This window comes from Kitasatospora sp. NPDC048540, from assembly GCF_040651175.1.
Taxonomy (GTDB): Bacteria; Actinomycetota; Actinomycetes; order Streptomycetales; family Streptomycetaceae; genus Kitasatospora.
Genome location: NZ_JBEZIR010000050.1, coordinates 1 through 21,656, shown reverse-complemented (window position 1 = coordinate 21,656; position 21,656 = coordinate 1). Strand labels below are relative to the sequence as shown.

Genomic DNA, 21,656 nt, shown 5'->3' with positions numbered 1-21,656 from the left:
GGATCGTCCGGTCCGCCGTCCCCGTCATCCTCGCCGTACGCCTTGCCGTCCCCGTCGATGGCCATCGGCACCCCCTGGGGGGGGTGCCCGGCTGCGCGCGTCCCGGAACCGCCGGCGGGCGCTACCGCTGCGCCCCTGGGTCCGCGTCCACCTCCAGCAGCAGTTCGATCAGGGTGCGGACCCCGAAGCCCGTACCGCCGGCCGTCCACTCGCCCTCGTCGCCGTCGGCCAGGGCGGTGCCCTGGATGTCGAGGTGGGCCCAGGGGACGCCGGGCGGGACGAACTCCCTCAGGAACAGCCCGGCCAGCAGTGCGGTGCCGTGCCGGGTGCCGATGGTGTAGTTGACCAGGTCGGCGACGCGGGAGGCGAGCTGGCCGCGGTACGCGTCGGGCAGCGGCAGCGGCCAGTTGGGCTCGCCGGCGCGTTCGCCCGCCGCCATGACCCGCTCGGTGAGCGCCCGGTCGTTGCCCATCAGGGCGGCGATCCGGCGGCCGAGCGCCACTGCGGCCGCGTCGGTGAGGGTGGCGAGGTCGATGATCGCGTCCGGCCCGCTCTCGCCCGCCAGCAGCAGCGCGTCGGCCAGGATCAGCCGGCCCTCGGCGTCCGCGTTGCGGATCTCCACCGTGGTGCCGTCCCGCATCCGCAGGACGTCGCCGATCCTGGTCGGATCGGCATTGGGCATGTTCTCGGTGAGCGGGAGCCAGCCGTCCACCGCCACCGGGCAGCGCAGGTCGGCCAGCACCGACATCGCCCCCAGGACGGCCGCCGCTCCCGCCATGTCGGCCTTCATGTCGGCGAGTTGGGCGTTCGGCTTGAGGGAGAGGCCGCCCGCGTCGAAGGTGACACCCTTACCGACCAGGGCGATCCGGCGGCCCCCCGGCCCCGCACCGGCCGGACCCGCACCGGCCGGCCGGTAGCCGAGCCGGACCAGCCGGGGCGGCTCCAGCGAGCCGCGGGCCACGCCGAGCAGCCCGCCGAGCCGCTCGGCCGCGATCCGCTCGCCGTCCCAGACCTCGCACTCCAGACCGGCCCCGGCGGCCAGTTTCGCCGCCCGCTCCGCGAAGGTGCGCGGGGTGAGCACCCCGCCCGGCTCGTTGACCAGGTCGCGGGCGAGCAGCACGGCCTCGGCACGGCGGCGGCCGGTGAACAGCGAGGCCTGCGCCCGTGCCTGCTCCTGCGGCCCGGCCAGCACGTCGACCCGCTGGTCGGGCGCCGGAAGGCCGCCGCTGCGGTACCCGGCGAAGCGGTACCCGCCGAGCAGGTAACCCTCCGCGAGCTGCCCGAGGTCGAGCGCGCCGGCCCGGACGGCGAGCCGCCGGTAGCCGGTCACGGCCCGGGCCAGCCGGGCCGCCGCACCGCGCACCGCCGCGCGGTCCGCCCCCGCACGCGGGCCGAGGCCGAGCAGGACGGTGACCGGCCCGCCGTCCGGGCCGGGTAGCTGGAGCGTGCGGCCGGCCGTCCCGTCGAACCCGGTGCCGGCCAGCAGCGCGGCCGGCAGCCACCCGGGCAGCTCCCCGGTGTGGACCGGCACCACCACGGCCTCGGTGTCGTCCGCGGGTTCGCCGAGCACCCGCCACCGCACGGTCATCCGGCGGCCCTCGCCGAGCGCCGGGCCGCGCCCCAGGCCTCCAGCCCGGCCAGGTACTGCCCGGCCGCCCCGGCCATCCCGCCCGCCGCACCGGTGGCCGCCCAGCCCCGGGCCGCGGAGATCGCGTACGGGTCGAGCCGCAGCACCTGGAGGTAGCAGTCCTCGGCGAGGACCGGCTGGCCGGCCGCGGCGAAGCAGTCGGCGGCGGCCGCGTACCCGAGCGCGGTGGAGACCGGGCCGAGCCGGGCGGTGCGCAGGAAGCTGTCGGCCGCCTCCCCCGGCAGCCCGCGCTTCAACAGGCTCTCGCCCACCTCGATGTGGGTCTTCGGCTCGTACGGGTCGAGCGCCAGCGCCTCGGCGACCAGCCGGTGCCCGGCCTCGTCCTCGCCGAAGGCGTAGCACTCCTTGGAACGGCTCTCCAGGCAGGCCCGCAGGTTCTCCCGGCGCAGGAACTCCTGGTAGGCGCCGTCGGCGGTGAGCGCCCTGGCGAGTTCCTCGGCCCGGTCCATGTCCTGCCGCAGCAGCGCGCGGTCGCGCTGCAGGAAGGGCACGTAGCTGACGCTGCGGTAGAACCGGCTCTCCAGCATCATCTTCTCGAACGGCGGCCGGCCCTCGTCCGCGAGGAGCTCGGTCAGGGCCTCGTCGGCGGTCTTGCGCCAGGCCAGGGCCTCGTCGAGGTCCTTGGTCTCCCGGGCGTGGAACACCACCGCGAACACCGCGATGGTGAAGCGCAGCCGGACCGGGCAGGCCGGGTGCCGGGCGATGGCGAAGGAATTCCTCGGCGCGACCACCCGGCGGCCGACCGAACCGACATACCTGACGGTGTCCAGCCAATGGTGCAGCCGGAGTTCCTCCGGGGTGGTGAGCCGCTCCGGCGGGATTTCCGGCAGCAGCTCGAGAACGAGTCTCCCGAATCCCAGCCGGTAGAGCACCACCGCGATCCGGTGCTGCGTCTCGACATCCGATCCGGCGAAATCATCGAGCCATGCGCAGAGCTTCTCCCACGCCGGTGTGCGCAACCGCTCGGGCAGGTCGGCCGGGTGGTCGACGGCGAATTCGGTGAGTCCGGACTCGCGGATCAGATTGCTCCGGAATGCGGGCGGCATGAGCCGCTGCCAGTTCATTTCGGGGCGGCCGCCGCGTTCCGCGAATTCGAAGGCGAGCGTCGGCAGGTCGGCGTACAGGCCGGGCGAGCGGGATTCCCCGAGGTTGAAGTACGCGGCGTACATCCGGTAGTGCCAGTTGTTGGTCCAGGGCTGCCCCGGCTCGGCCAGCGAGGCACGCCTGGCGACCTCGGCCATCGGCTCGTCGCCGGCGTCGCGGCAGGCCTCGACCAGCCGGTCCCGGGTGAGCGTGGCGCGCGGGGCGGCGCGGAAGGCGCGTTCGGTCAGCACCCGGGCGAACTCGCGGTGACCGAGGGTGCGGGCCGCACCGGCCGCCTGGAGCAGCGCGTACGCGGTGCCGAAGGGGCCGAGGCGGGCCGCGTGCAGGTAGCCGGCCAGGGCGCGCTCGTGGTCGCCCGCGCGCTCGGCGGCCTGGGCGGCCTGCATCCGGATCTTGACGCACCAGGGGTCGGCGGCGGTGCCCTCCTCGATCGCCTCCCGCTCGGCGTCGGTGTCGCCGAGCCGGACCGCGATCTCCACCCGGCGGTCGATCACCCGGCGCCGCGACTCCAGCAGCACCTCGGCGTCGTCCGGATCGTCGGTGCGCAGCTCCGCGACGGTTGCGCGGGCCTCGGTGAGCAGGGCGTGGGCGCCGGTGAAGTCACGCCTGCGCTCGGCGTACATCACCTCGCGCAGGGCCAGCCGGACGGTCAGGATCGCGTGGTCGAACGGGGTGAGTTCGGCGTTGATGTCGGCCAGCAGGGCGCGGGCGCGCTCCAGGTGGGCGGGGATGGCGCGGTCGTCGCCGGAGTGCCGGGCCAGCAGGTAGCCCCAGCCGGCGACGGCCTGGACGTGGGTGACGGTCGGGACCGGGTCCTCCACCAGCGGCCGGTAGGCGGCGACGGTCCGCGCGGACAGGCCCTCGGAGCCGAACAGTGCGACCGCCCGGGCGGCCTGCAGGCCGGCCGTGACCGGCTCCCGGCAGGCGTCGGCGGTGAGGTCCTCGGGGGCGAGCTCCAGGACCGCCGGCAGCAGGCAGGCGGCGACCAGCCAGTGCGCGAGTCCGGTGCGCGCGGTCGGGTCGAGGTCGGCGCGGTGCCGGTGGGCCTCCGCCATCCGCCGCCAGGCGGGCGAGGCCAGTTCCTCGGGCAGGTCGGTGGGGGCGGCGGCCCGGTAGGCCGTCAGCCCGGACTCCTCGACCAGCAGCTTGCGGTAGCTGGCGGGCATGGTCATCCCGAACCGCAGCGCGGCCGGCGAGCGCTGCTCGAACCGGCGGGCGGCCAGCAGCGCGGCCCGCGCCTGGACGGCCGTGAACTCGGATTCACCGCCGTCGAAATAGGGCCGGTGCACCTCGAACGTCAACCAGCTCGGCGCATTCGCACCGACGGCCCCACGACTGAAATCCCAGCGCTCCACGGGCGGATTCCCCCTCCTATTTCTCCCGCCGGAGGCACGCCCCCCGGCACGCGGCCGAAGGGCGTGCCCGCAGTGGATCGGATCAGGCTGCGTCGTCGATCAGACAGGTCCAGCAGTCCGCTGCACCGGTGCTGATCTCGACCTCGTCCGCGAGGGACTCCCAGGACTCGTAAGCCATTTCGCAACTCCTTTCACCGAATTGCCGGGATCCGGATGTCCGGAAACCGTTTGGGTGCTCGAAAGCTATGACACCCCGTCAGGCAGCGTCAAGGCTTGAGAGTTGCCAATCGGCCCAGCAGGAGTTCGATCTCCCGGTCCGTCGTCCAATAGTGCGGGGAGATCCGGAGCACACCGTCGGCGGTGGATACCTGGATACCCGAGGAGATCAGCTTCTCGGCCATTCGCATACCGTCCGCCCCCGGCCGGGAAAGGGCGACGATGCCGGAGGCCGCCGGTGCGTCCGGCCCGAGGACCAGTGGCAGGCCGAGGCCGGCCGCGGCGGCCGTGACCCGGCTGGCGAGCCGCAGCACCCGGTCCGCCACCGCCTCGATGCCCACCCCGGTCAGCTCCGCCAGGGCCGCGGCCAGGCCGGCCATCCCGAGCAGGTCGTACATCCCGCCCTCCACCTTGGCGGCGGCAGCACGTTCCGGCAGGTCGTAGCGCAGCCGGCCGGGGCCCTTGGAGACCTCCGCGGCGCCTTCGTGGCCGAACCAGCCGGTGGGGGTGGAGCGCAGCAGCTCCAGCCGGTCGGCCCGGCAGTAGAAGACGCCGGTGCCGGGCGGCCCGCAGAGCCACTTGTGGGCGCCGGCCGCGAGGAAGTCGACCGGGGTGGCGGCCACGTCCAGCGGCAGCGCGCCCAGGCTCTGCACGGCGTCCACGCAGACCAGGGCGCCCGCCCGGGCGGCCAGCGCGCAGACGGCGTCCAGGTCGAGGCGGAAACCGGTGGCGAAGTTGACGTGGCTGACGGCCACCAGCCGGGCGGCCGGGCCGATCGCGTCGGCGACGTCCTCCAGCCGGTAGCCGCCCTCGCGCATCGGCACCCAGGACAGCCGGACGCCGTGGCGCTCCAGCCGCTGCCAGGGCCGGACGTTGGCCGGGAAGTCGCGGTCGAAGACCACCACCCGGTCGCCGGGCCGCCAGTCCAGACCGTCGGCGACCAGGTGGATCCCGGTGGAGGTATTGGGGACGAAGGCCACCTCGTCCGGGGTGCAGCCGAGCAGGGCGGCCGCCGAGCGGCGGGCGGCGGCGCGGGCCGGGAACAGCGAGCCCACCCCCGCGCTGCCGTGCGGCAGCGCATCGTCGAGGGCGCTGCGCATGGCGGCTGCGGCCACCGGCCGCAGCCGGCCGAGGCCGGCGTGGTCGAAGTAGGCGCGGTCGGAGGGGGTGGACGCTGGGGTGGGCGGGGCTCCCGGCGGGGGGCCGGTCACCGGGCGGGCTCCGCCAGCCGAGCGGCGCGCCCGGCGGTGGCCGCGGTCCAGGCCGAGAGCAGGAACGGTACGCCGTGCAGCAGCAGCACCCACTCGGGTACCCGGTCCGGCTGCAGCACGACGCTGGTGGCGAGCAGTCCGGCCATGAAGCCGGCGTTCACCGTGATCTGGGAGAAGCCGAACGCCCGGCCGCGGCGGGCGTCCGGAAGGCGCTGCATCGCCTGTTTGAAGGTGATCTCGCTGAGCGCGTCGCCCAGGCCCGCGAGGACGGCGCAGGCCAGCCGCGGCCACCAGCCGGACAGCCAGAACACCCCGATGAAGCCCACCGACATCACCATGGTGGCCAGGCAGAACACCAACCGCGGGCTGCGTTCGACGATCCGCCGCGCCAGCGGCCGCAGCACGAACCCGGCGATCAGCAGCCCGGCCGCCCAGCAGCTCCACACCGCACCGGAGACCGCGGTCGGCGCGTCCGGCCGCAACTCGCTGCCCAGCATCGGCAGTCCGACGTGCTGGGAGGAGCTCCCGAAGGCGTCCAGGGCGCGCAGCAGGACCAGCGGAGCGAGTCCGGCGGCGGCCAACAGCGGCCAGGAGGGCACCCGTTCGGCATCCGGGCCGGTGGTGGCTGCGGCCTCCCGCAGGGTCGGCCGCAGGAGGAGCAGGACCAGCGCGGACAGGCCGTAGCTCGCGGCGTCCAGGGCGAAGACGCCCCGGTAGCCGAGCAGCGGGACGGCGACGGTGGCCAGGCCCATGCCGGTCATGAAGGCGATGCCGCGCAGTCCGGCGAGCACGCTGTTGACGGTCTGGGTGGCCGGGCCCGCCAGTACCGGCGTGGCCGCCGAGAGCGTCGCCTCGAAGACCGAACGGCCGGTGCCCACCAGGAACACCGCCACGTAGAGCCACCAGCCCTGCTGGCGCCCGGGCAGCAGGGTGAGGGTGAGCAGCGCGAGCAGCCGGACCAGGTCGGCGCCCACCATCACCCGCAGCCGGTCCCAGCGGTCGCCGAAGCGGTGGCCGAGCCGGCCGCCGGTGATCGCCCCCGCGTACAGCGCGACGCTGACCAGTCCGGTGGCTGCGGCGGAACGGGTGCGTTCCCAGACGAAGACCGACAGGCAGATGAAGTCCAGCGCGTAGCCGATGTCGGAGACCGCCTTGGCGGTGAGGAAGACCGCCAGGTCCCGACGTGTCGCGGTGGCCGCTGGGGGCGCGGCCGTCAGCGGTGGCATCTGCCGCACCTCCCGTCCGGGTGATCGACATGCTGCCGCACCCGAGCGGCTGCGGACAAGGGGAGCTGACGGACTATCTGAAGCCGTTCATCTCAGCACCCTTGGGCCCGGGGCCGGAACGGGATCGAGGCCGGAGGGGATCGAGGCCGGAAGGGGATCAAGGCCGGACCCGGAAGCCGTCTGCGGTCACTGGCGGTTGAGCGAGCGGCTGACGCCGGCCAGCAGTGCCGTGGTGAGCAGCCAGCCCGCGGCGATCAGGCCGTAGCCGACCCACTGCTGCTCGCCGGTCCAGTACCAGGCGGTGCGCTGGCCGAAGCCGCCGATCGGCAGCAGCAGGTCGAGGGTGTAGATGAACGGGTTGAACGGGGCGCCCGGTTCGGGCCCGGCGGCGGTGGGGGTACCGGAGCCGAACACGGTGGTGCCGAGGGCGGTCAGTGCGAGCAGCCAGAGTCCGGCCTGCCAGGGGCGGTAGCCGTAGCCGACGGTGAGGTCCAGCAGCCGGCCCCAGGCCCGGCCGAGCAGGTGCAGCCCCCGGCGGCGCCGGCGCTGCTTGGCGAGCAGCACCGAGCGGGCCGCGTCGTCCTCGCCGGACCGGCGGTACCAGGCGGCCAGTTGCTCGTACGGCTGCGGCGAGTAGGCGGGCAGGCGGTCCAGCCAGGCCAGGCGGTCGGCCAGGGCGGCCGGTGCGGTGCGCTGCAGCGAGGTGTAGCCGAGCCCGTCCAGGCGGAAGTCGGCGGGCCAGCCGAGCTCGCTGTCGCACAGGACGGACAGCTGGGCCTCTTGCAGGTCGACGATGCCGGACGGGACCGCGGCGGGGGTCAGCCGCAGCTCGCCGGCCCGCAACCTCGGTGCCTCCAGCGCGACTTCGGGCCCGGCGAGGACGGACCCGGCGAAGGTGAGCCGGCTGCGGACGGTGGCGCCGGGCAGCCGGACGGCGCCGTTGGCGGTGAAGCCGTCGCTGAGCGCCACGGTGGAGGCGGTCAGGTCGTCACCGCTGATCGCGTCACCGCCCGGGTTGTCGATCCGGGCCGCCTCCATGAACAGTCCGCCGTTGAACTGCACACCCACCAGGCGCAGTCCGCCACGGGCCCGGAAACCCTTGCGGGCGAAGCAGCCGCCGTCCAGCACCATGCCGCCGGCCCACAGCGCCCAGACGCCCGGCGCGCAGGCCGGGTCGGCGGTGGACGTGTCCAGCAGCTCGGTGGCGGTCAACCGGACTCCGCTGAGCCGTAGTTCACCGGTGATGTGGGCGCGGGTGAGGGTGAGGCGGCCGTCGATGACGGAGTCCTCGAAGAACAGGTTGCCGTCCAGGTTGAGCAGCCAGCCGTCCAGGCCGGGTATCCGGCAGGACAGCAGCGAGGCCGACCGAAGGCTCGCCCCGCGGAGCGTGACCTGTTCCTCGAACCGGCAACCGCGGAGCAGCAGTTCGTGTTCGACGCGGGCACCGGCCAGGTCCAGCCGGCCGGTGATCCGGGCTCCGGTCAGCCGGACGGCGGCGACGGCGCCGGGGGCGGCGGGGCGGGCGCCGAGCAGCAGTGCGGCGATCACCTCGGCCCGTACGTCGCGGCGGGTGTCCCAGCCGGACTCCTCGGCCGGGTCGGCGGGTGCCGCGCCCAGGTCCGCCAGCTCGACCGCGGCACCGGTCGGGAACGCGTCCCACACCCGGCGCTCGGCCACCGTCAACTCGTCGTACCCCAGCATCGGGCCTCCCCCGTCTCCCCGTCCCGCACTGGACTGGACGGTACCCGGGGGGACGGCGGCGCGCGCGGGTGGGGGTGAACGACGCGAGCCGGGGAGTCGGGCCGTGATCGCGCACGTCCAGGCGGCGCCTGCCGGCGGGGCCGAGTGGCGCGAACCGGACAGTCGGGCCGTCACCTCCCGGCTTCGCGCAGTTCCCCGCGCCCCTCGGGTGCCCCCCGGGGTGCCCCCCGGGTGGGGCCCGGGTGGGGCCCTGGGGTCACATGGGGAGGCCGCCGCGGTGGCCGAGGTCGATCTCGGCCCAGACGACCTTGCCGTTCCTGGTCTGGCGGGTGCCCCAGCGGTGGGCGAGTTCGCTGACCAGGTGCATGCCGCGGCCGCCCTCGTCCTGTTCGGCCGAGCTGCGCAGCCGCGGCGCCTGGCGGCCCGCGTCGGAGACCTCGAGGGTCAGGTATCGGTCGCGGAACAGCCGCAGCCGCCGCGGGGCGTCGGCGTGCAGCATGGCGTTGGTGACCAGTTCGCTGACCATGAGCTCGGCGTAGTCGGCGGCGGCGGACAGGCCCCAGGCCTCCAGGGTGGCCCGGGTGAAGCGGCGGGCCCTGCTGGGCAGTGGTCCGTCGCCGGTGAGCGGGAGGGTGGCGATCCGGTCGGCGGGGACCGGCAGCACCCGGGCCATGATCATCGCGATGTCGTCGTCGGTGCCCTCGGCGACCAGTTCGGTGAGGACGGCGTCGCAGCTCTCCTCCAGGGTGCGGCCGCGCACCGCGAGGATCTTGGAGAGCAGGCCGATGCCTTCGTCCAGGTCGCGGCCGCGCCGCTCGACCAGGCCGTCGGTGTAGAGGGCGATCAGGCCGCCCGGCGGCAGGGTGAACTCGACCGCGCTGAACGCCACCCCGCCGACCCCGAGCGGCACGCCGGGCGGTACGTCCAGGATCCGGGCGGAGCCGTCGGGGGCGACCGCGACCGGTGGCAGGTGGCCGGCCGAGGCGATGGTGCAGATCCGTTCGACCGGGTCGTAGACCGCGCAGACGCAGGTCGCGAACTGGCCCTCGCCGATGCCGCTCGCGGTCTCGTCGAGGCGGGTCAGCACCTGTTCGGGCGGCAGGTCCAGGGTGGCCAGGGTGCGGGCGACGGTGCGCAGTTGGCCCATGGTGGCGGCGGCCCGGATGCCGTGGCCCATCACGTCGCCGACCACCAGCGCGACCCGGCCGCTGGAGAGCGGCACCACGTCGAACCAGTCGCCGCCGACCTCGCTGACCAGGCTGCTCGGCAGGTAGCGGTGGGCGATCTCCAGTCCGAGGGTGCGGTGGATCTCCTGGGGCAGCAGGCTGCGTTGCAGGGTGAGTGCGGTCTCCCGCTCGCGGCGGTACAGCCGGGCGTTGTCGATGGCCAGCGCGGTGCGGGCGACCAGTTCCTCGGCGAGGGCCACGTCGGCGGCGGTGAAGGCGTCCGGGTTGCGGGTGCGGACGAACTCGGCACCGCCCAGCACCATCCCGCGGGCGATGACCGGCACCAGCAGGTACGAGTGGATGCCGGCCGCCATCGCGGGGCCGACCCGGTCCGGTGAGGGCACCAGGCCGGTCAGCGTCTCCTCGTCGACGTGCGCCCGCAGCAGCGGGCGGCCGCTGAACAGGGTGCGCGCGTACATCCGCTTGGCGTCGTACCGGGAGACCAGGCCGACCGCGTCGGCGGCCTGGGTGAGCCCGGAGCCGAAGGCCTCGCCGACCGCGACGGCGCGTACCTGCACCGAGCTGTCGGGGCGCAGCGGGCCCGGTTCCTCGCCGCCGAGCACGGACTCCAGCAGGTCGACGGTGGCGAAGTCGGCGAACCGCGGCACCACCGCCTCGACCAGTTCCTCGGCGGTGCGCTGGAGGTCGAGGGTGGTGCCGATGCGGGCGGTGGCGGCGGCCAGCATGGCGAGGCGTTCCTGGGCGCGGGAGGCGCGGGCCTCGGCGCGGAAGCGCTCGGTGACGTCGATGATGGAGGAGCTGACGCCGAGCACCCGGCCGGTGGGGTCCTCCAGCCGGAAGTAGGAGGCCGACCAGGCGCGGTCGCGCCGGGGGTCGCCGGGGGTGTGGCCGTGCGAGCGGGCGTCCACCACCGGGCGGCCGGTGAGCAGGACCTGCCGCATGACGGCCTCGATCTCGCTGCTGTTGATGCCGGGCAGGACCGCGCTGATCCGCCGGCCGAGGTGGTCCTCGACCGGGATGCCGTTGATCCGGGCGAGTGCGTTGTTCAGCCGGACGTAGCGCAGGTCGGTGTCGTAGACGGCCAGGCCGATCGGCGACTGGGTGAAGAAGCCGTCGAGGATGGCCAGGTCGGACTCGACCTGGCGCAGTGCGGACACGTCGGAGGCGGTGGCCAGCAGCAGCGGGCGGTCGCCGGGGCCGCTGATGGGGTAGGTGTGGAACTCCAGCTCGACCAGGTGGCCGTCGCGGTGGCGCACCGGGTGGGTGCCGGACCAGCCGCGGCCGGACATGATCTGCCGGAACAGGCCGACCACCTGGGGCCGCTCGGCGTCGGTGAGCAGCAGCTGGGCGGCGTAGGAGCCGATGGCGTCCCCGGCCGGGTAGCCGAGCAGTGCCTCGGCCTCCTGGCTCCAGTGCAGGATCCGGCCGTCGTCCTGGAGCAGTGCGGTGGCCAGTGGCACCAGGCGGTGACCGGCCAGGCGCGCCGAAGCGGCGCCCGCCGCATCCCGGCCGGCGCCGTCCGGCGCGGTCTGCTCGAATCCGTGCATGATCAGGTGACCACCTGCCCGGTACCTTCCCGTTCGGAGCCCGGCCAACCCGGCTTCCACCAGACTGCACGGCACCCGCCCGGACGGCGAGTCAGCTCCACGGGCCGCCCGTGCGGCCGGCCGGTCAGACAGTACGAGCGTCTGACCCGGGCGTGCAAGACATCCGTCCGAATCGGTGCCGGCCGGCCCCGGCGGCGGGCCCGCGCTCCCCGGTGTCCGCCCGGTGGCTCAGGCCGTGGCCAGCACCGCGTCGAGCATGCTGGCCCACTGGCGGACGATCCCGGCCCGGCGCGGGCCGTCGTCGGTGAGCAGGTTGGCCAGGCCCAGTCCGCGGGCCAGGTCGAGGGTGGCCTGGACGCTCTCGCGGACGCCGGGGGCGCTCTCGTCGGCGCCCAGGAACTCCACGGTCGCGCGGTGGGCCTCCCGGCCGACCTGGTTCTCCAGGGCGACTATCCGCTCCCGCAGCGGCTCCTCGGTGGCGGCGGCCACCCACAGGTGCAGTGCGGCGCGGAACAGCGGTCCGGTGTAGAGCCGGACGATCATCTCGGCGACCGCCTCGGTCCGGGCCGGACCGGCCGGGGGCAGCAGTTCGCTGTGGGCGCGCACCGCCGCCAGCCGCTCGGCGGCCACGTGCTCCACGGCCGCCGTGAACAGGTCCTCCCGGGTCGGGAAGTGGTGCTGTGCGGCCCCCCTGGTCACCCCGGCCCGTTCGGCCACCACGGCGACGGTGCTGCCGTTCCAGCCGAGCTCGGCCAGACACTCCACCGCCGCCTCCAGCAGCCGCCGCCGGGTGGCGCGGCTGCGGTCCTGCTGGGGGGTGCGGGAGGCGGCGTGGGTGGTGTTCATGGCTGCTTTCCGATGGTCGGGCCGGTACCCGCCGATCCTGTCAGACCTGGCGGGAGCGGGCCCGCAGCTCCTTGCGCAGGATCTTCCCGGCGACGGACTTGGGGACGGCGTCGATGAACTCCACCGCCCGCACCTTCTTGTACGGCGCGACCTGCCCGGCCACGAATTCGGCCACCTCCTGCTCGGTCAGCGCGCTGCCCGGGGCCCGGACGACGTACGCCTTGGGCCGTTCCTCGCCGTCCTCGCCGACGACCCCGATCACGGCCGCGTCGGCGATCCCGGGGTGGGTCAGCAGCAGCGCCTCCAGTTCGGCGGGGGCGACCTGGTAGCCCTTGTACTTGATCAGCTCCTTGACCCGGTCGACCACGAAGAGGTAGCCGGCCGCGTCCACGTGGCCGATGTCGCCGGTGTGCAGCCAGCCGTCCTCGTCGATCATGGCGTCGGTCTCGGACTGCCGCCCGAAGTAGCCCTTCATCACCTGCGGGCCGCGGAAGACCAGTTCCCCGTCCTCGCCCGGTCCGAGGTCCTTGCCGGAGCCGTCCAGCGCGACCACCCGCAGCTCCGTGCTGGCGACCAGCCGGCCGACCGTGCCGGGCGGGGCCTGGTCGTCCGTCAGCGGCACCACGTGGGTGACCGGGGAGAGCTCGGTCATCCCGTACCCCTGGCGGATCGCGGACAGGCCGAGGCGGCGGGCGCACAGGTCGGCCAGCTCGGCGTCGAGCGGCGCGGCGGCGCACAGCACGTAGCGCAGCGAGGACAGGTCGAACCGGTCCACCATCGGGTGCTTGGCCAGCGCCAGCGCGATCGGCGGGGCCACGAAGACGCCCTGGATCCGCTGGTCCTGGATGGTGCGCAGGAACTGTTCCAGGTCGAACCTCGGCAGCACCACCACGGTCGAGCCGCAGCGCAGCGGGTGGTTCAGCAGGGCCGCCAGTCCGTAGATGTGGAAGAAGGGCAGCACGGCGAGGATCCGCTCGCCCGGCTCGGTGGAGTGCACGGCGTCGACCTGGGCCAGGTTGGAGGCGATCGAGCGGTGGGTGAGCATCACCCCCTTGGGCAGGCCGGTGGTGCCGCTGGAGTACGGCAGGACGGCGACGTCCTCGGCCGGGTCGATCGCCACCTGCGGCTCGGGCGCGGTGGTGGCGGCCAGGTCGGTCAGCGAGCGGTGGCCGGGGGCGGTGTCGCAGACGAAGATCTCGGCGATCGGGCGGCCCTCGGCGGCCAGCGCGGCGGCGGCCTCGGCGGCCACCGGCAGGAACGGCGAGACGGTGATGATCCAGCGGGCCCGGCTGTCGCGCAGCTGTCCGGCCAGTTCCTGGGCGGTGGTCATCGAGCTGACGGTGGTGACGGTGGCACCCGCCCGGGTGGCGCCGAAGAACGCCACCGGGTAGGCGATGGTGTTGGGGCTGTACAGCGCCACCACGTCGCCCTTGCGGACCCCGGCCTCGGCGAGACCGGCGGCGGTGCGGCGGGTGGCGGCGTCGAGTTCGGCGTAGCTGACCGACCGCCCGGTGATCCCGTCCACCAGGGCCGGCACGTCGGGGTACCCGGCACAGCCGCCGAGCACCGCCTCGTGGATCGGCTGGTCGAGCGGTTCGATGTCCGGGTAGTCACTGCGGAACGCCATGCGGGCCTCCTGACCGAGGGGTGGAGTCTCAAGGGTGGCGGCTGGGGGCCGGTCCGGACAGAGGGCGTCCGGACCGGTCCGCGGCCGGCCGACCCGGGGGCCGGTCAGTACGAGCGGGGCAGGCCGAGGGTGTGCTGGGCCACGTAGTTGAGGATCATCTCGCGGCTGACCGGGGCGACCCGGCCGACCCGGGTCGCGGTGAGGAGGGCGCCCAGGCCGTACTCCTGGGTGAGGCCGTTGCCGCCGAGGGTCTGCACCGCCTGGTCGACGGCCCGGCAGGAGGCCTCGCCCGCCGCGTACTTGGCCATGTTGGCGGCCTCGCCGGCGGCCAGGTCGTCACCGCCGTCGTACAGGTGCGCGGCCTTCATCATCATCAGCCTGGCCAGTTCGACCTCGATGGTGCACTGGGCCAGCGGGTGGGCGATGCCCTGGTGGGCGCCGATCGGGGTGTCCCACACGGTACGGGACTTGGCGTACCCGACGGCGGTGTCCAGGGCCTGCCGGGCGACGCCGAGGGAGAACGCGGCGGTCATGATCCGCTCGGGGTTCAGACCCGCGAACAGCTGCAGCAGCCCGGCGTCCTCGTCGCCGACCAGGGCGTCGGCGGGCAGCCGGACGTCGTCCAGGAAGACCTGGAACTGCTTCTCCGGGGTGACCAGTTCCATCGGGATGGCCCGGTACTCGAAGCCGGGCGTCTCGCGCGGGACGACGAACAGCGCGGGCTTGAGCCTGCCGGTGCGGGCGTCCTCGGTCCGGCCGACGAACAGCACCGCGTCCGCGCGGTCCACGCCCGAGATGAACACCTTGCGGCCGCTGAGCACCCACTCGTCGCCGTCCCGGCGGGCCACGGTGGAGATCCGGTGCGAGTTGGAGCCGGCGTCGGGCTCGGTGATGCCGAAGGCCATCCGGCGGGTGCCGTCCGCGAGTCCGGGCAGCCAGCGCCGCTTCTGCTCGTCGGTGCCGAACCGGGCGATCACGGTGCCGCAGATCGCCGGGGAGACGATCATCATCAGCAGCGGGCAGCCGGCGGCGCCCATCTCCTCCAGCACGATGGCGAGTTCGCCGATCCCGGCGCCACCGCCGCCGTACTCGACGGGCAGGTTGACGCCGAGGTAGCCGAGCTTTCCGGCCTCGGCCCAGACCTCGTCGGCGGGTTCGCCGGCGCGGGCCTTGGCCTGGAAGTAGCCGGGCCCGAAGCGGCGGGCGAGGTCGCCGACCGCCTGGCGCAGGGCGCGGCGCTCGGCGCTCTCCGCCAGGTAACTGTCGGTGGTGGAATCGGAGTTGTCGGTGGTGCGCGGTGCGGACATCGGCGGTCCTTCCGGGCGGGCGGGTGGTGGGGTGGCCCGGCGCCTGACGGACCGGGCCCGGGGTTCAGGCGGTCTCGGCGACGACGGCGAGCAGGGTGCCGGGCTCGACCTGGTGTCCGGGGCCGACCAGCAGGTCGGTGAGGGTACCGTCGGTGGGGGCGGTGATGCGGTGCTCCATCTTCATCGCCTCCAGCCACAGCAGCGGCTGGCCGGCCGTGACCCGGTCGCCGACGGCGGCGCCCAGGCGCACCACGGTGCCCGGCATCGGGGCGAGCAGCGCACCGGGCTCGGTGTGCAGCACCGGGTCCGGGAAGCGGTCGAGCGCGGTCAGCGCGGTGGCACCGGCCGCCGAGTCCAGGTGGACGACCGGGCCGTAGCGGGCCACCCGGTAGCTGCGGCGCAGCGCGCCGACGGCCAGCACCACCCGGTCCTCGGCGGCCTCGACCAGCACCGTGTCGGGGTGGCCCTCGGCCTGCAGGCCGTCCCGGGTGATCCGGTAGCGGACCTCCGACTCGGCGCCGTCGGCCGTACGGTAGCGCTTGACCTGCGGCTGGGAGGGCAGGTTGCGCCAGCCGGAGGGCAGCTCGGTGCGCCGGGTGGCGGCGTCGGCCAGCGCGGCGGCCAGGGCGGCGAGCGGCGCGTCCTTGTCGGCGGGTGCGGTCAGCGCGGCCGCGTGTTCGTCGAGGAAGCCGGTGTGCAGGCGGGCGTCCAGGAAGGCGGGGTGGCGCAGCGCCCGGGTGAGCAGGTCGCGGTTGGTGCGCGGGCCGTGCAGGCGGGCGCGGGTGAGCGCGTCGGCGAGCAGCCGGGCGGCGGCGGGGCGGGTCGGTGCCCAGGCGATCACCTTGGCCAGCATGGCGTCGTAGTGCACGGTGACGGTGGAGCCGGCGCCCACCCCGGAGTCCAGCCGCAGCCCGGTGGGCGTCGCCCGGGTGGTGAACTCGACGGGTTCGCCGGGGAGTTCGATCAGGTGGAGCGGGCCGGTCTGCGGCTGCCAGTCCTGGTCGGGGTCCTCGGCGTACAGCCGGGCCTCGATCGCGCAGCCGGTGGTGGGCGGGGTCTGCTCGGGGAGGTGTCCGCCCTCGGCGACGGCGAGTTGGAGGGCGACCAGGTCGAGTCCGGTGACACACTCGGTGACCGGGTGTTCGACCTGCAGGCGGGTGTTCATCTCCAGGAAGAAGAACCGGCCGTCGGGGGCGAGCAGGAACTCCGCGGTCCCGGCGCCGGTGTAGCCGATGGCGCGGGCGGCGGCGACGGCGGCGGCGTGCAGGTCGCGGCGGGTGGTGTCGGCGATTCCGGGGGCGGGAGCCTCCTCGATCACCTTCTGGTGGCGGCGCTGGAGCGAGCAGTCGCGGTCGCCCAGGGCGAGTACGGTGCCGTACCCGTCGGCCATCAGCTGCACCTCGACGTGCCGGCCGGCCGGCAGGTACGGCTCGCAGAACACCTCGTCGGAGCCGAACGCCTTGGCGGCCTCCGTGCGGGCGGCGGCCAGCGCGCCGGGCAGCTCGGCGAGGGTGCGCACGATCCGCATGCCGCGGCCGCCGCCGCCCGCGGCGGCCTTCACCAGCAGCGGCAGGTCCGCCTCGCCGGGCCGCTCCGGCGCGCTGAGCACCGGGACGCCGGCGGCCGCCATCAGCCGCTTGGCCTCGGTCTTGGATCCCATCGCGGCGATGGCGGCGGGCGGCGGACCGATCCAGGTCAGCCCGGCGTCCAGTACGGCCTGCGCGAACTCGGCGTTCTCGGAGAGGAATCCGTAGCCGGGGTGGACGGCGTCCGCCCCGGCGGCGCGGGCGGCGGCGATCAGCAGGTCGGCCCGCAGGTAGGTGTCGGCGGGAGCGGCGCCGGGCAGCCGGACGGCGGTGTCGGCCTCGCGGACGTGCGGGGCGTCGCCGTCCGGGTCGGAGTGGACCGCGACGGTGGCGATGCCCAGCTCCCGGCAGGTCCGGAAGACCCGGCGGGCGATCTCGCCCCGGTTGGCGACCAGCACCGACCGGATGGTGCGCCGCTGCGGCGGCGCCTGTTCCCGGCCGTCGGCCGCTGTTGCCGGCTGCTGCACGTGCTTGTCTCCCTGGTCGGTCGTCCCGGTCGGCATCGGCCTCTCCTTCGGCTCGGGCGGGGTCACGGCTGGCACCCGGTCACATCCGGAAGACGCCGTAGCCGCGGGCGCCCTCGACCGGGGCGCCGTGCACGGCGGAGAGGCAGATCCCCAGGACGGTGCGGGTGTCGCGGGGGTCGATCACGCCGTCGTCGTACAGCCGGCCGGACAGGAAGGCGGGCAGCGACTCGGCCTCGATCTGCTGCTCGACCATGGCGCGGATCGCGGCGTCGGCGTCCTCGTCGTACGGCTGTCCCTTGGCCGCCGCCGACTGGCGGGCCACGATCGACAGCACGCCGGCGAGCTGCTGCGGGCCCATCACCGCGGACTTGGCGCTCGGCCAGGCGAACAGGAAGCGCGGGTCGTAGGCCCGCCCGCACATGCCGTAGTGTCCGGCGCCGTAGGAGGCGCCCATCAGCACCGAGATGTGCGGGACGGTGCTGTTGGCCACCGCGTTGATCATCATGGCGCCGTGTTTGATGATGCCGCCCTGCTCGTACGCCTGGCCGACCATGTAGCCGGTGGTGTTGTGCAGGAACAGCAGCGGGATGTCGCGCTGGTTGGCGAGCTGGATGAACTGCGCGGCCTTCTGCGACTCGGCGCTGAACAGCACCCCCTGCGCGTTGGCCAGCACCCCGACCGGGTAGCCGTGCACGCTGGCCCAGCCGGTGGCCAGGCTCTGCCCGTACAGCGGCTTGAACTCGTCGAAGTCGGAGCCGTCGACGATCCGGGCGATCACCTCGCGCGGGTCGAACGGCACCTTGAGGTCGCCCGGCACGATGCCGAGCAGCTCCTCCTCGCCGTACTTCGGCGGCTCGACCACGGCGGCGGGCTCGGGCCCGGCCTTGCGCCAGTTCAGCCGCCGCACCACCCGGCGGGCCAGCCGGCAGGCGTCCGGCTCGTCCAGCGCGAAGTGGTCGGCGAGGCCCGAGGTCCGGGCGTGCATCTCGGCGCCGCCGAGCGACTCGTCGTCGGACTCCTCGCCGGTGGCCATCTTCACCAGCGGCGGGCCGCCCAGGAAGACCTTGGCCCGCTCCTTGACCAGGATGGTGTGGTCGGACATGCCGGGGACGTACGCGCCGCCGGCGGTGGAGTTGCCGAACACCACCGCGACGGTGGGGATACCGGCCGCCGACAGCCGGGTGAGGTCGCGGAACAGCGCCCCGCCAGGGATGAAGATCTCCTTCTGGCTGGGCAGGTCGGCGCCGCCGGACTCCACCAGGTTGACCAGCGGCAGCCGGTTGCGCAGCGCGATCTCGTTGGCCCGCAGCGCCTTGCGCAGGGTCCACGGGTTGCTGGCGCCGCCGCGCACGGTCGGGTCGTTGGCGGTGATCACGCACTCGGTGCCCTCGATCACCCCGATCCCGCTGACCAGGCCCGCACCGACCGGGTAGTCACTGCCCCAGGCGGCGAGCGGCGACAGCTCCAGGAACGGCGAGTCCGGGTCGATCAGCAGCTCGATCCGCTCCCGGGCCAGCAACTTGCCCCGGCTCAGGTGGCGTTCGACGTACTTGGGTCCGCCGCCGGCCAGCGCCTTGGCGTGTTCGGTGTCGAGCGCGGCGAGCCGGTCCAGCATCTGGGTGCGGTTGGCGGCGTGGTCGGGGGCGGCCGGGTCGAGGCGGGTGGGCAGCACGGTCACAGCAGGGCCTCCGGGATGTCGAGGTGGCGGGAGCGCAGCCACTCCCCCAGGGCCTTGGCCTGCGGGTCGAAGCGGGCCTGGGCGGCGACGCCCTCGCCGAGCAGCTTCTCGATGGTGAAGTTGACGGCCCGCAGCTGCGGCAACAGGTGCCGGGTGATGGTCAGTCCGGCGGTCTCGGGGAGCAGTTCATGCAGCCGGTCGACGGTCAGGGCGTGCGCCAGCCAGCGCCAGCCGTCCTCGCTGCGGGCCCACACGCCGAGGTTGGCGTCACCGCCCTTGTCGCCGCTGCGGGCGCCGGCCACCAGGCCGAGCGGCGCCCGCCGGACCGGCCCCGGCGGGAGCGGTTCGGGTCGCGGCGGTTCGGGCAGCGGCAGCAACTCCCGTACGGCTGCCGGCGGTTCGATCGGGATCCGGCGGCCGTCGGGAAGCACCGCGGTGTGCTCGACGGCTTTGGCGTCCAGGTACGCGGCCTCGAAGACGCCGTACGGGCTGCCGGCGCCGGGCAGCGCGGCCAGGTGGAAGCCGGGGTAGCCGGCCAGGCCGAGTTCGACCGCGGCGGCGCCGACGGCCCGGCCGACCCGCTCGGGGTCGCGGTCGCGGACGGTCAGCTGCAGCAGGGCGCTGGCGGCCTGCTCGGTGTCGGCGTCGCGGTGGTCGGTGCGGGCCAGGGTCCAGCGCAGCTCGGCCGGCGGTCCGGCCGGCGAGGCGGCCAGCGCGTCGGCGAACTGCCGTTGCACCAAGGCCGACTTGGCCTCGATGTCCAGGCCGGTGAGGACGAACACCACCTCGTTGCGCCAGCCGCCGAGCCGGTTGAGGCCGACCTTGACGGTGGGCGGCGGCGCCTCGCCCCGGACGCCGTCGATCAGCACCCGGTCCGGGCCCTGCTGGGTGAGGCGGACGGTGTCCAGCCGGGCCGTCACATCCGGACCGGCGTAGCGGGCGCCGCCGGTCTCGTACAGCAGTTGGGCGGTGACCGTCTCGGTGGTCACAGCGCCGCCGGTGCCGGGGTGCTTGGTGATGACGCTGCTGCCGTCGGCGTGCAGTTCGGCGATCGGGAAGCCGGGGCGGGTGGTGTCGTGCTCGGTGAAGAACGCGTAGTTGCCGCCGGTCGCCTGCGCGCCGCACTCCAGCACGTGGCCCGCGACCACCGCGCCGGCCAGCGCGTCGAGGTCCGCCGGGCCCCAGCCGTAGTGCGCGATGGCGGGGCCCGCCACCAGGGCGGCGTCGGTGACCCGGCCGGTCACCACGATGTCGGCGCCGCCGCGCAGGCACTCGGCGATGCCCTGCGCCCCCAGGTACGCGTTGGCGGCGAGCAGCCCGGGGCGCCCGAACTCTGCGGCCCGCGGCAGCAGATCGTCCCCGACCACCTGCCCGATCCGCACCCGTACGCCCTGCTGCTCGGCCAACTCCTCGAGCGCCTTGACGAGTTGGGCCGGATTGAGGCCGCCGGCGTTCACCACGATGCGGACGCCGCGCTCGACGGCGAGGGCCAGGCAGTCCGCCATCTGCCGCAGGAAGGTCTTGGCGTATCCGAGGCCGGGGTCCTTCAGTCTGTCCTTGGCCAGGATCAGCATGGTCAGTTCGGCCAGGTAGTCGCCGGTGAGCACGTCCAGCGGCCCGTCGGTGAGCATCTCCCGGAACGCGGTGAACCTGTCGCCGTAGAACCCCGACGCATTGCCGATCCTCAGCACCGCAAGCCTCCTTGCCGCCGCCGCTGCCCGTCGCGAGCAGCCTGGCAGCGCCGTCCGGATAAATCAAGCATGCATGCTTGTTTCTGCCCGGAGCCCGGAGCCGGCCCGGAAAATGGGATGGGCGGCCGGTCCGTGCGGTGGGAGGATGCCGGCTCAGGACCGGGAGACGGGGGGGACAGGAGACGGGAGGCCGGACGCATGGGACTGGACTACAGCTACGAGATCTTCATGCCCGCCCGGAACGTTGCGAAGGCGCTGACCCTGCTCGCCGACCTCGCACCCCGGGACCGCGGCACACCCCCGCTTCCGGTCACCCTGCCGGGCGGCGAGCGGCTGACCGTGCCGTTCACCTCGAGGTTCAGCAGTGAACCGGTCGACTGTTCGGCGGGCGGCACGCTGGAACTGGACCTCGTCGTCATGATCGGCGTCGACGACGCGGTGCGCGAGTTCCACCTCAGCGTCTTCGACCGGGTCGACGCATCGGGAAGGGCGCCGGTCGGGTGCATCTACCTGACCGTCAGGTTCTCGCCCGCATGGCACCCGGACTTCGCCTCGCTGCAGTTCACCGCGGCCACCTCGGGCATGAGCCGGATGTTCGAGCAGTCCGCGAACGTCAGGAAGGTGTTCACCGAGCTCACCGCCGCCGCCGGTGGCGCGTGCTGCGTTCTCGACACCGAGACCGACACCTTCGACATCTGCTGGCTCAACGGCGAGGCGATCAGCGGCGAGACCGTTCCGGGCGCCCGCTTCCCGCGCTTCCACGATCTCGTCACGGCCTGGCGCGAGCCGGCGGGGTAGCCCCGCGCCGGCACTGCGAGCGGCTCAGGACTCCTCGGCGGGGCCGGGCTGCGCCGGCGTGGGCAGGGTGGGTTCCGGCCGGTCCCGCCTCAGCAACCACGCCACCGCGGGCATACCCAGCAGGGCGCCCGGCAAGCTCTGGTACGGCGCCGGGACGAACGCGACGCCGACCGCGGTCGGCGGGACCACCACGGCCAGGATCCTCAGGAGCGTCGGCTTGCTCCGGACGGCACGCCGCAGGACGTCACCGGCGGTCTCCCCGCCTGCGGCACGCTGCTCGCGCAGGCGCTCCTTGCGACGTCCCGAGTCCATGCGCAGATGGTCTCACCCGCGGGCGCGGCAGGGGTGCACCCCCCCCGTCGACCTGCGTGCCCGCCGTGGCGCGCCGTGGCGGTGCGGTGGGTGGTGGTTCAGAGGCTGCGGGCGGTGATGTCGCCGTAGGCGGTGGTGGCGTGGATGGT

Annotated in this window: 14 protein-coding genes; 1 reads left to right on the top strand and 13 read right to left on the bottom strand. The window is 74.4% G+C overall.

Annotated elements, in window-relative coordinates; genetic code table 11:
• Nucleotides 1–121: 121 nt before the first annotated feature.
• From AB0D08_RS20580 to AB0D08_RS20525, 12 genes are all read right to left on the bottom strand, one after another.
• Nucleotides 122–1,588, bottom strand: a complete 1,467-nt coding sequence (locus tag AB0D08_RS20580) for a leucyl aminopeptidase (RefSeq protein WP_359890458.1) — start codon at nucleotides 1,586–1,588, stop codon at nucleotides 122–124.
• Nucleotides 1,585–4,053, bottom strand: coding sequence for a hypothetical protein (locus AB0D08_RS20575; protein WP_359890456.1), 2,469 nt, complete (start codon nucleotides 4,051–4,053; stop codon nucleotides 1,585–1,587). Before AB0D08_RS20575 ends, AB0D08_RS20580 begins: the two co-directional genes overlap by 4 nt.
• Nucleotides 4,054–4,373: 320 nt before the next feature.
• A complete protein-coding gene (locus AB0D08_RS20570) occupies nucleotides 4,374–5,534 on the bottom strand; it encodes an aminotransferase class V-fold PLP-dependent enzyme (RefSeq protein ID WP_359890454.1) in 1,161 nt (386 codons plus the stop codon).
• Complete coding sequence (locus tag AB0D08_RS20565) at nucleotides 5,531–6,760, bottom strand: MFS transporter (RefSeq protein WP_033818325.1); 1,230 nt, start codon at nucleotides 6,758–6,760, stop codon at nucleotides 5,531–5,533. Before AB0D08_RS20565 ends, AB0D08_RS20570 begins: the two co-directional genes overlap by 4 nt.
• A gap of 186 nt (nucleotides 6,761–6,946) precedes the next feature.
• Entirely contained in the window at nucleotides 6,947–8,461 is a 1,515-nt protein-coding gene (locus AB0D08_RS20560) for a hypothetical protein (protein ID WP_033818324.1), read from the bottom strand.
• 256 nt (nucleotides 8,462–8,717) lie between these two features.
• The gene (locus tag AB0D08_RS20555; protein WP_051811794.1) at nucleotides 8,718–11,195 is read right to left on the bottom strand and encodes a SpoIIE family protein phosphatase; all 2,478 of its coding nucleotides are present in this window, start codon (nucleotides 11,193–11,195) and stop codon (nucleotides 8,718–8,720) included.
• Nucleotides 11,196–11,423: 228 nt separating this feature from the next.
• On the bottom strand, nucleotides 11,424–12,041 hold the full coding sequence (locus AB0D08_RS20550; protein ID WP_033818323.1) for a TetR/AcrR family transcriptional regulator: 618 nt from the start codon (nucleotides 12,039–12,041) through the stop codon (nucleotides 11,424–11,426).
• 40 nt (nucleotides 12,042–12,081) lie between these two features.
• On the bottom strand, nucleotides 12,082–13,668 hold the full coding sequence (locus AB0D08_RS20545) for a 4-coumarate--CoA ligase family protein (protein ID WP_359890450.1): 1,587 nt from the start codon (nucleotides 13,666–13,668) through the stop codon (nucleotides 12,082–12,084).
• A 104-nt stretch (nucleotides 13,669–13,772) separates the two neighbouring features.
• The gene (locus AB0D08_RS20540; RefSeq protein ID WP_051811792.1) at nucleotides 13,773–14,975 is read right to left on the bottom strand and encodes an acyl-CoA dehydrogenase; all 1,203 of its coding nucleotides are present in this window, start codon (nucleotides 14,973–14,975) and stop codon (nucleotides 13,773–13,775) included.
• Nucleotides 14,976–15,039: 64 nt separating this feature from the next.
• Complete coding sequence (locus AB0D08_RS20535) at nucleotides 15,040–17,064, bottom strand: biotin carboxylase N-terminal domain-containing protein (protein WP_359890447.1); 2,025 nt, start codon at nucleotides 17,062–17,064, stop codon at nucleotides 15,040–15,042.
• A 43-nt stretch (nucleotides 17,065–17,107) separates the two neighbouring features.
• On the bottom strand, nucleotides 17,108–18,706 hold the full coding sequence (locus tag AB0D08_RS20530; protein WP_033818321.1) for a carboxyl transferase domain-containing protein: 1,599 nt from the start codon (nucleotides 18,704–18,706) through the stop codon (nucleotides 17,108–17,110).
• Nucleotides 18,703–20,397 (bottom strand): acyclic terpene utilization AtuA family protein, encoded by a 1,695-nt coding sequence (locus AB0D08_RS20525; protein ID WP_359890445.1) that lies wholly within the window; start codon nucleotides 20,395–20,397, stop codon nucleotides 18,703–18,705. Before AB0D08_RS20525 ends, AB0D08_RS20530 begins: the two co-directional genes overlap by 4 nt.
• A gap of 198 nt (nucleotides 20,398–20,595) precedes the next feature.
• On the opposite strand from AB0D08_RS20525, the gene AB0D08_RS20520 reads away from it, so the two are divergent.
• Complete coding sequence (locus AB0D08_RS20520; RefSeq protein WP_033818319.1) at nucleotides 20,596–21,195, top strand: hypothetical protein; 600 nt, start codon at nucleotides 20,596–20,598, stop codon at nucleotides 21,193–21,195.
• A 24-nt stretch (nucleotides 21,196–21,219) separates the two neighbouring features.
• On the opposite strand, the gene AB0D08_RS20515 is transcribed toward AB0D08_RS20520, so the two are convergent.
• Complete coding sequence (locus AB0D08_RS20515; protein ID WP_033818318.1) at nucleotides 21,220–21,507, bottom strand: hypothetical protein; 288 nt, start codon at nucleotides 21,505–21,507, stop codon at nucleotides 21,220–21,222.
• Between the last annotated feature and the right edge of the window lie 149 nt (nucleotides 21,508–21,656).

Bases quoted from the DNA above. Each gene is read 5' to 3' on its own strand.
- AB0D08_RS20580 (WP_359890458.1), bottom strand. From the start codon at position 1,588: ATGACCGTGCGGTGGCGGGTGCTCGGCGAACCCGCGGACGACACCGAG.
- AB0D08_RS20565 (WP_033818325.1), bottom strand. From the start codon at position 6,760: ATGCCACCGCTGACGGCCGCGCCCCCAGCGGCCACCGCGACACGTCGG.
- AB0D08_RS20560 (WP_033818324.1), bottom strand. From the start codon at position 8,461: ATGCTGGGGTACGACGAGTTGACGGTGGCCGAGCGCCGGGTGTGGGAC.
- AB0D08_RS20555 (WP_051811794.1), bottom strand. From the start codon at position 11,195: ATGCACGGATTCGAGCAGACCGCGCCGGACGGCGCCGGCCGGGATGCG.
- AB0D08_RS20550 (WP_033818323.1), bottom strand. From the start codon at position 12,041: ATGAACACCACCCACGCCGCCTCCCGCACCCCCCAGCAGGACCGCAGC.
- AB0D08_RS20545 (WP_359890450.1), bottom strand. From the start codon at position 13,668: ATGGCGTTCCGCAGTGACTACCCGGACATCGAACCGCTCGACCAGCCG.
- AB0D08_RS20540 (WP_051811792.1), bottom strand. From the start codon at position 14,975: ATGTCCGCACCGCGCACCACCGACAACTCCGATTCCACCACCGACAGT.
- AB0D08_RS20535 (WP_359890447.1), bottom strand. From the start codon at position 17,064: ATGCCGACCGGGACGACCGACCAGGGAGACAAGCACGTGCAGCAGCCG.
- AB0D08_RS20520 (WP_033818319.1), top strand. From the start codon at position 20,596: ATGGGACTGGACTACAGCTACGAGATCTTCATGCCCGCCCGGAACGTT.
- AB0D08_RS20515 (WP_033818318.1), bottom strand. From the start codon at position 21,507: ATGGACTCGGGACGTCGCAAGGAGCGCCTGCGCGAGCAGCGTGCCGCA.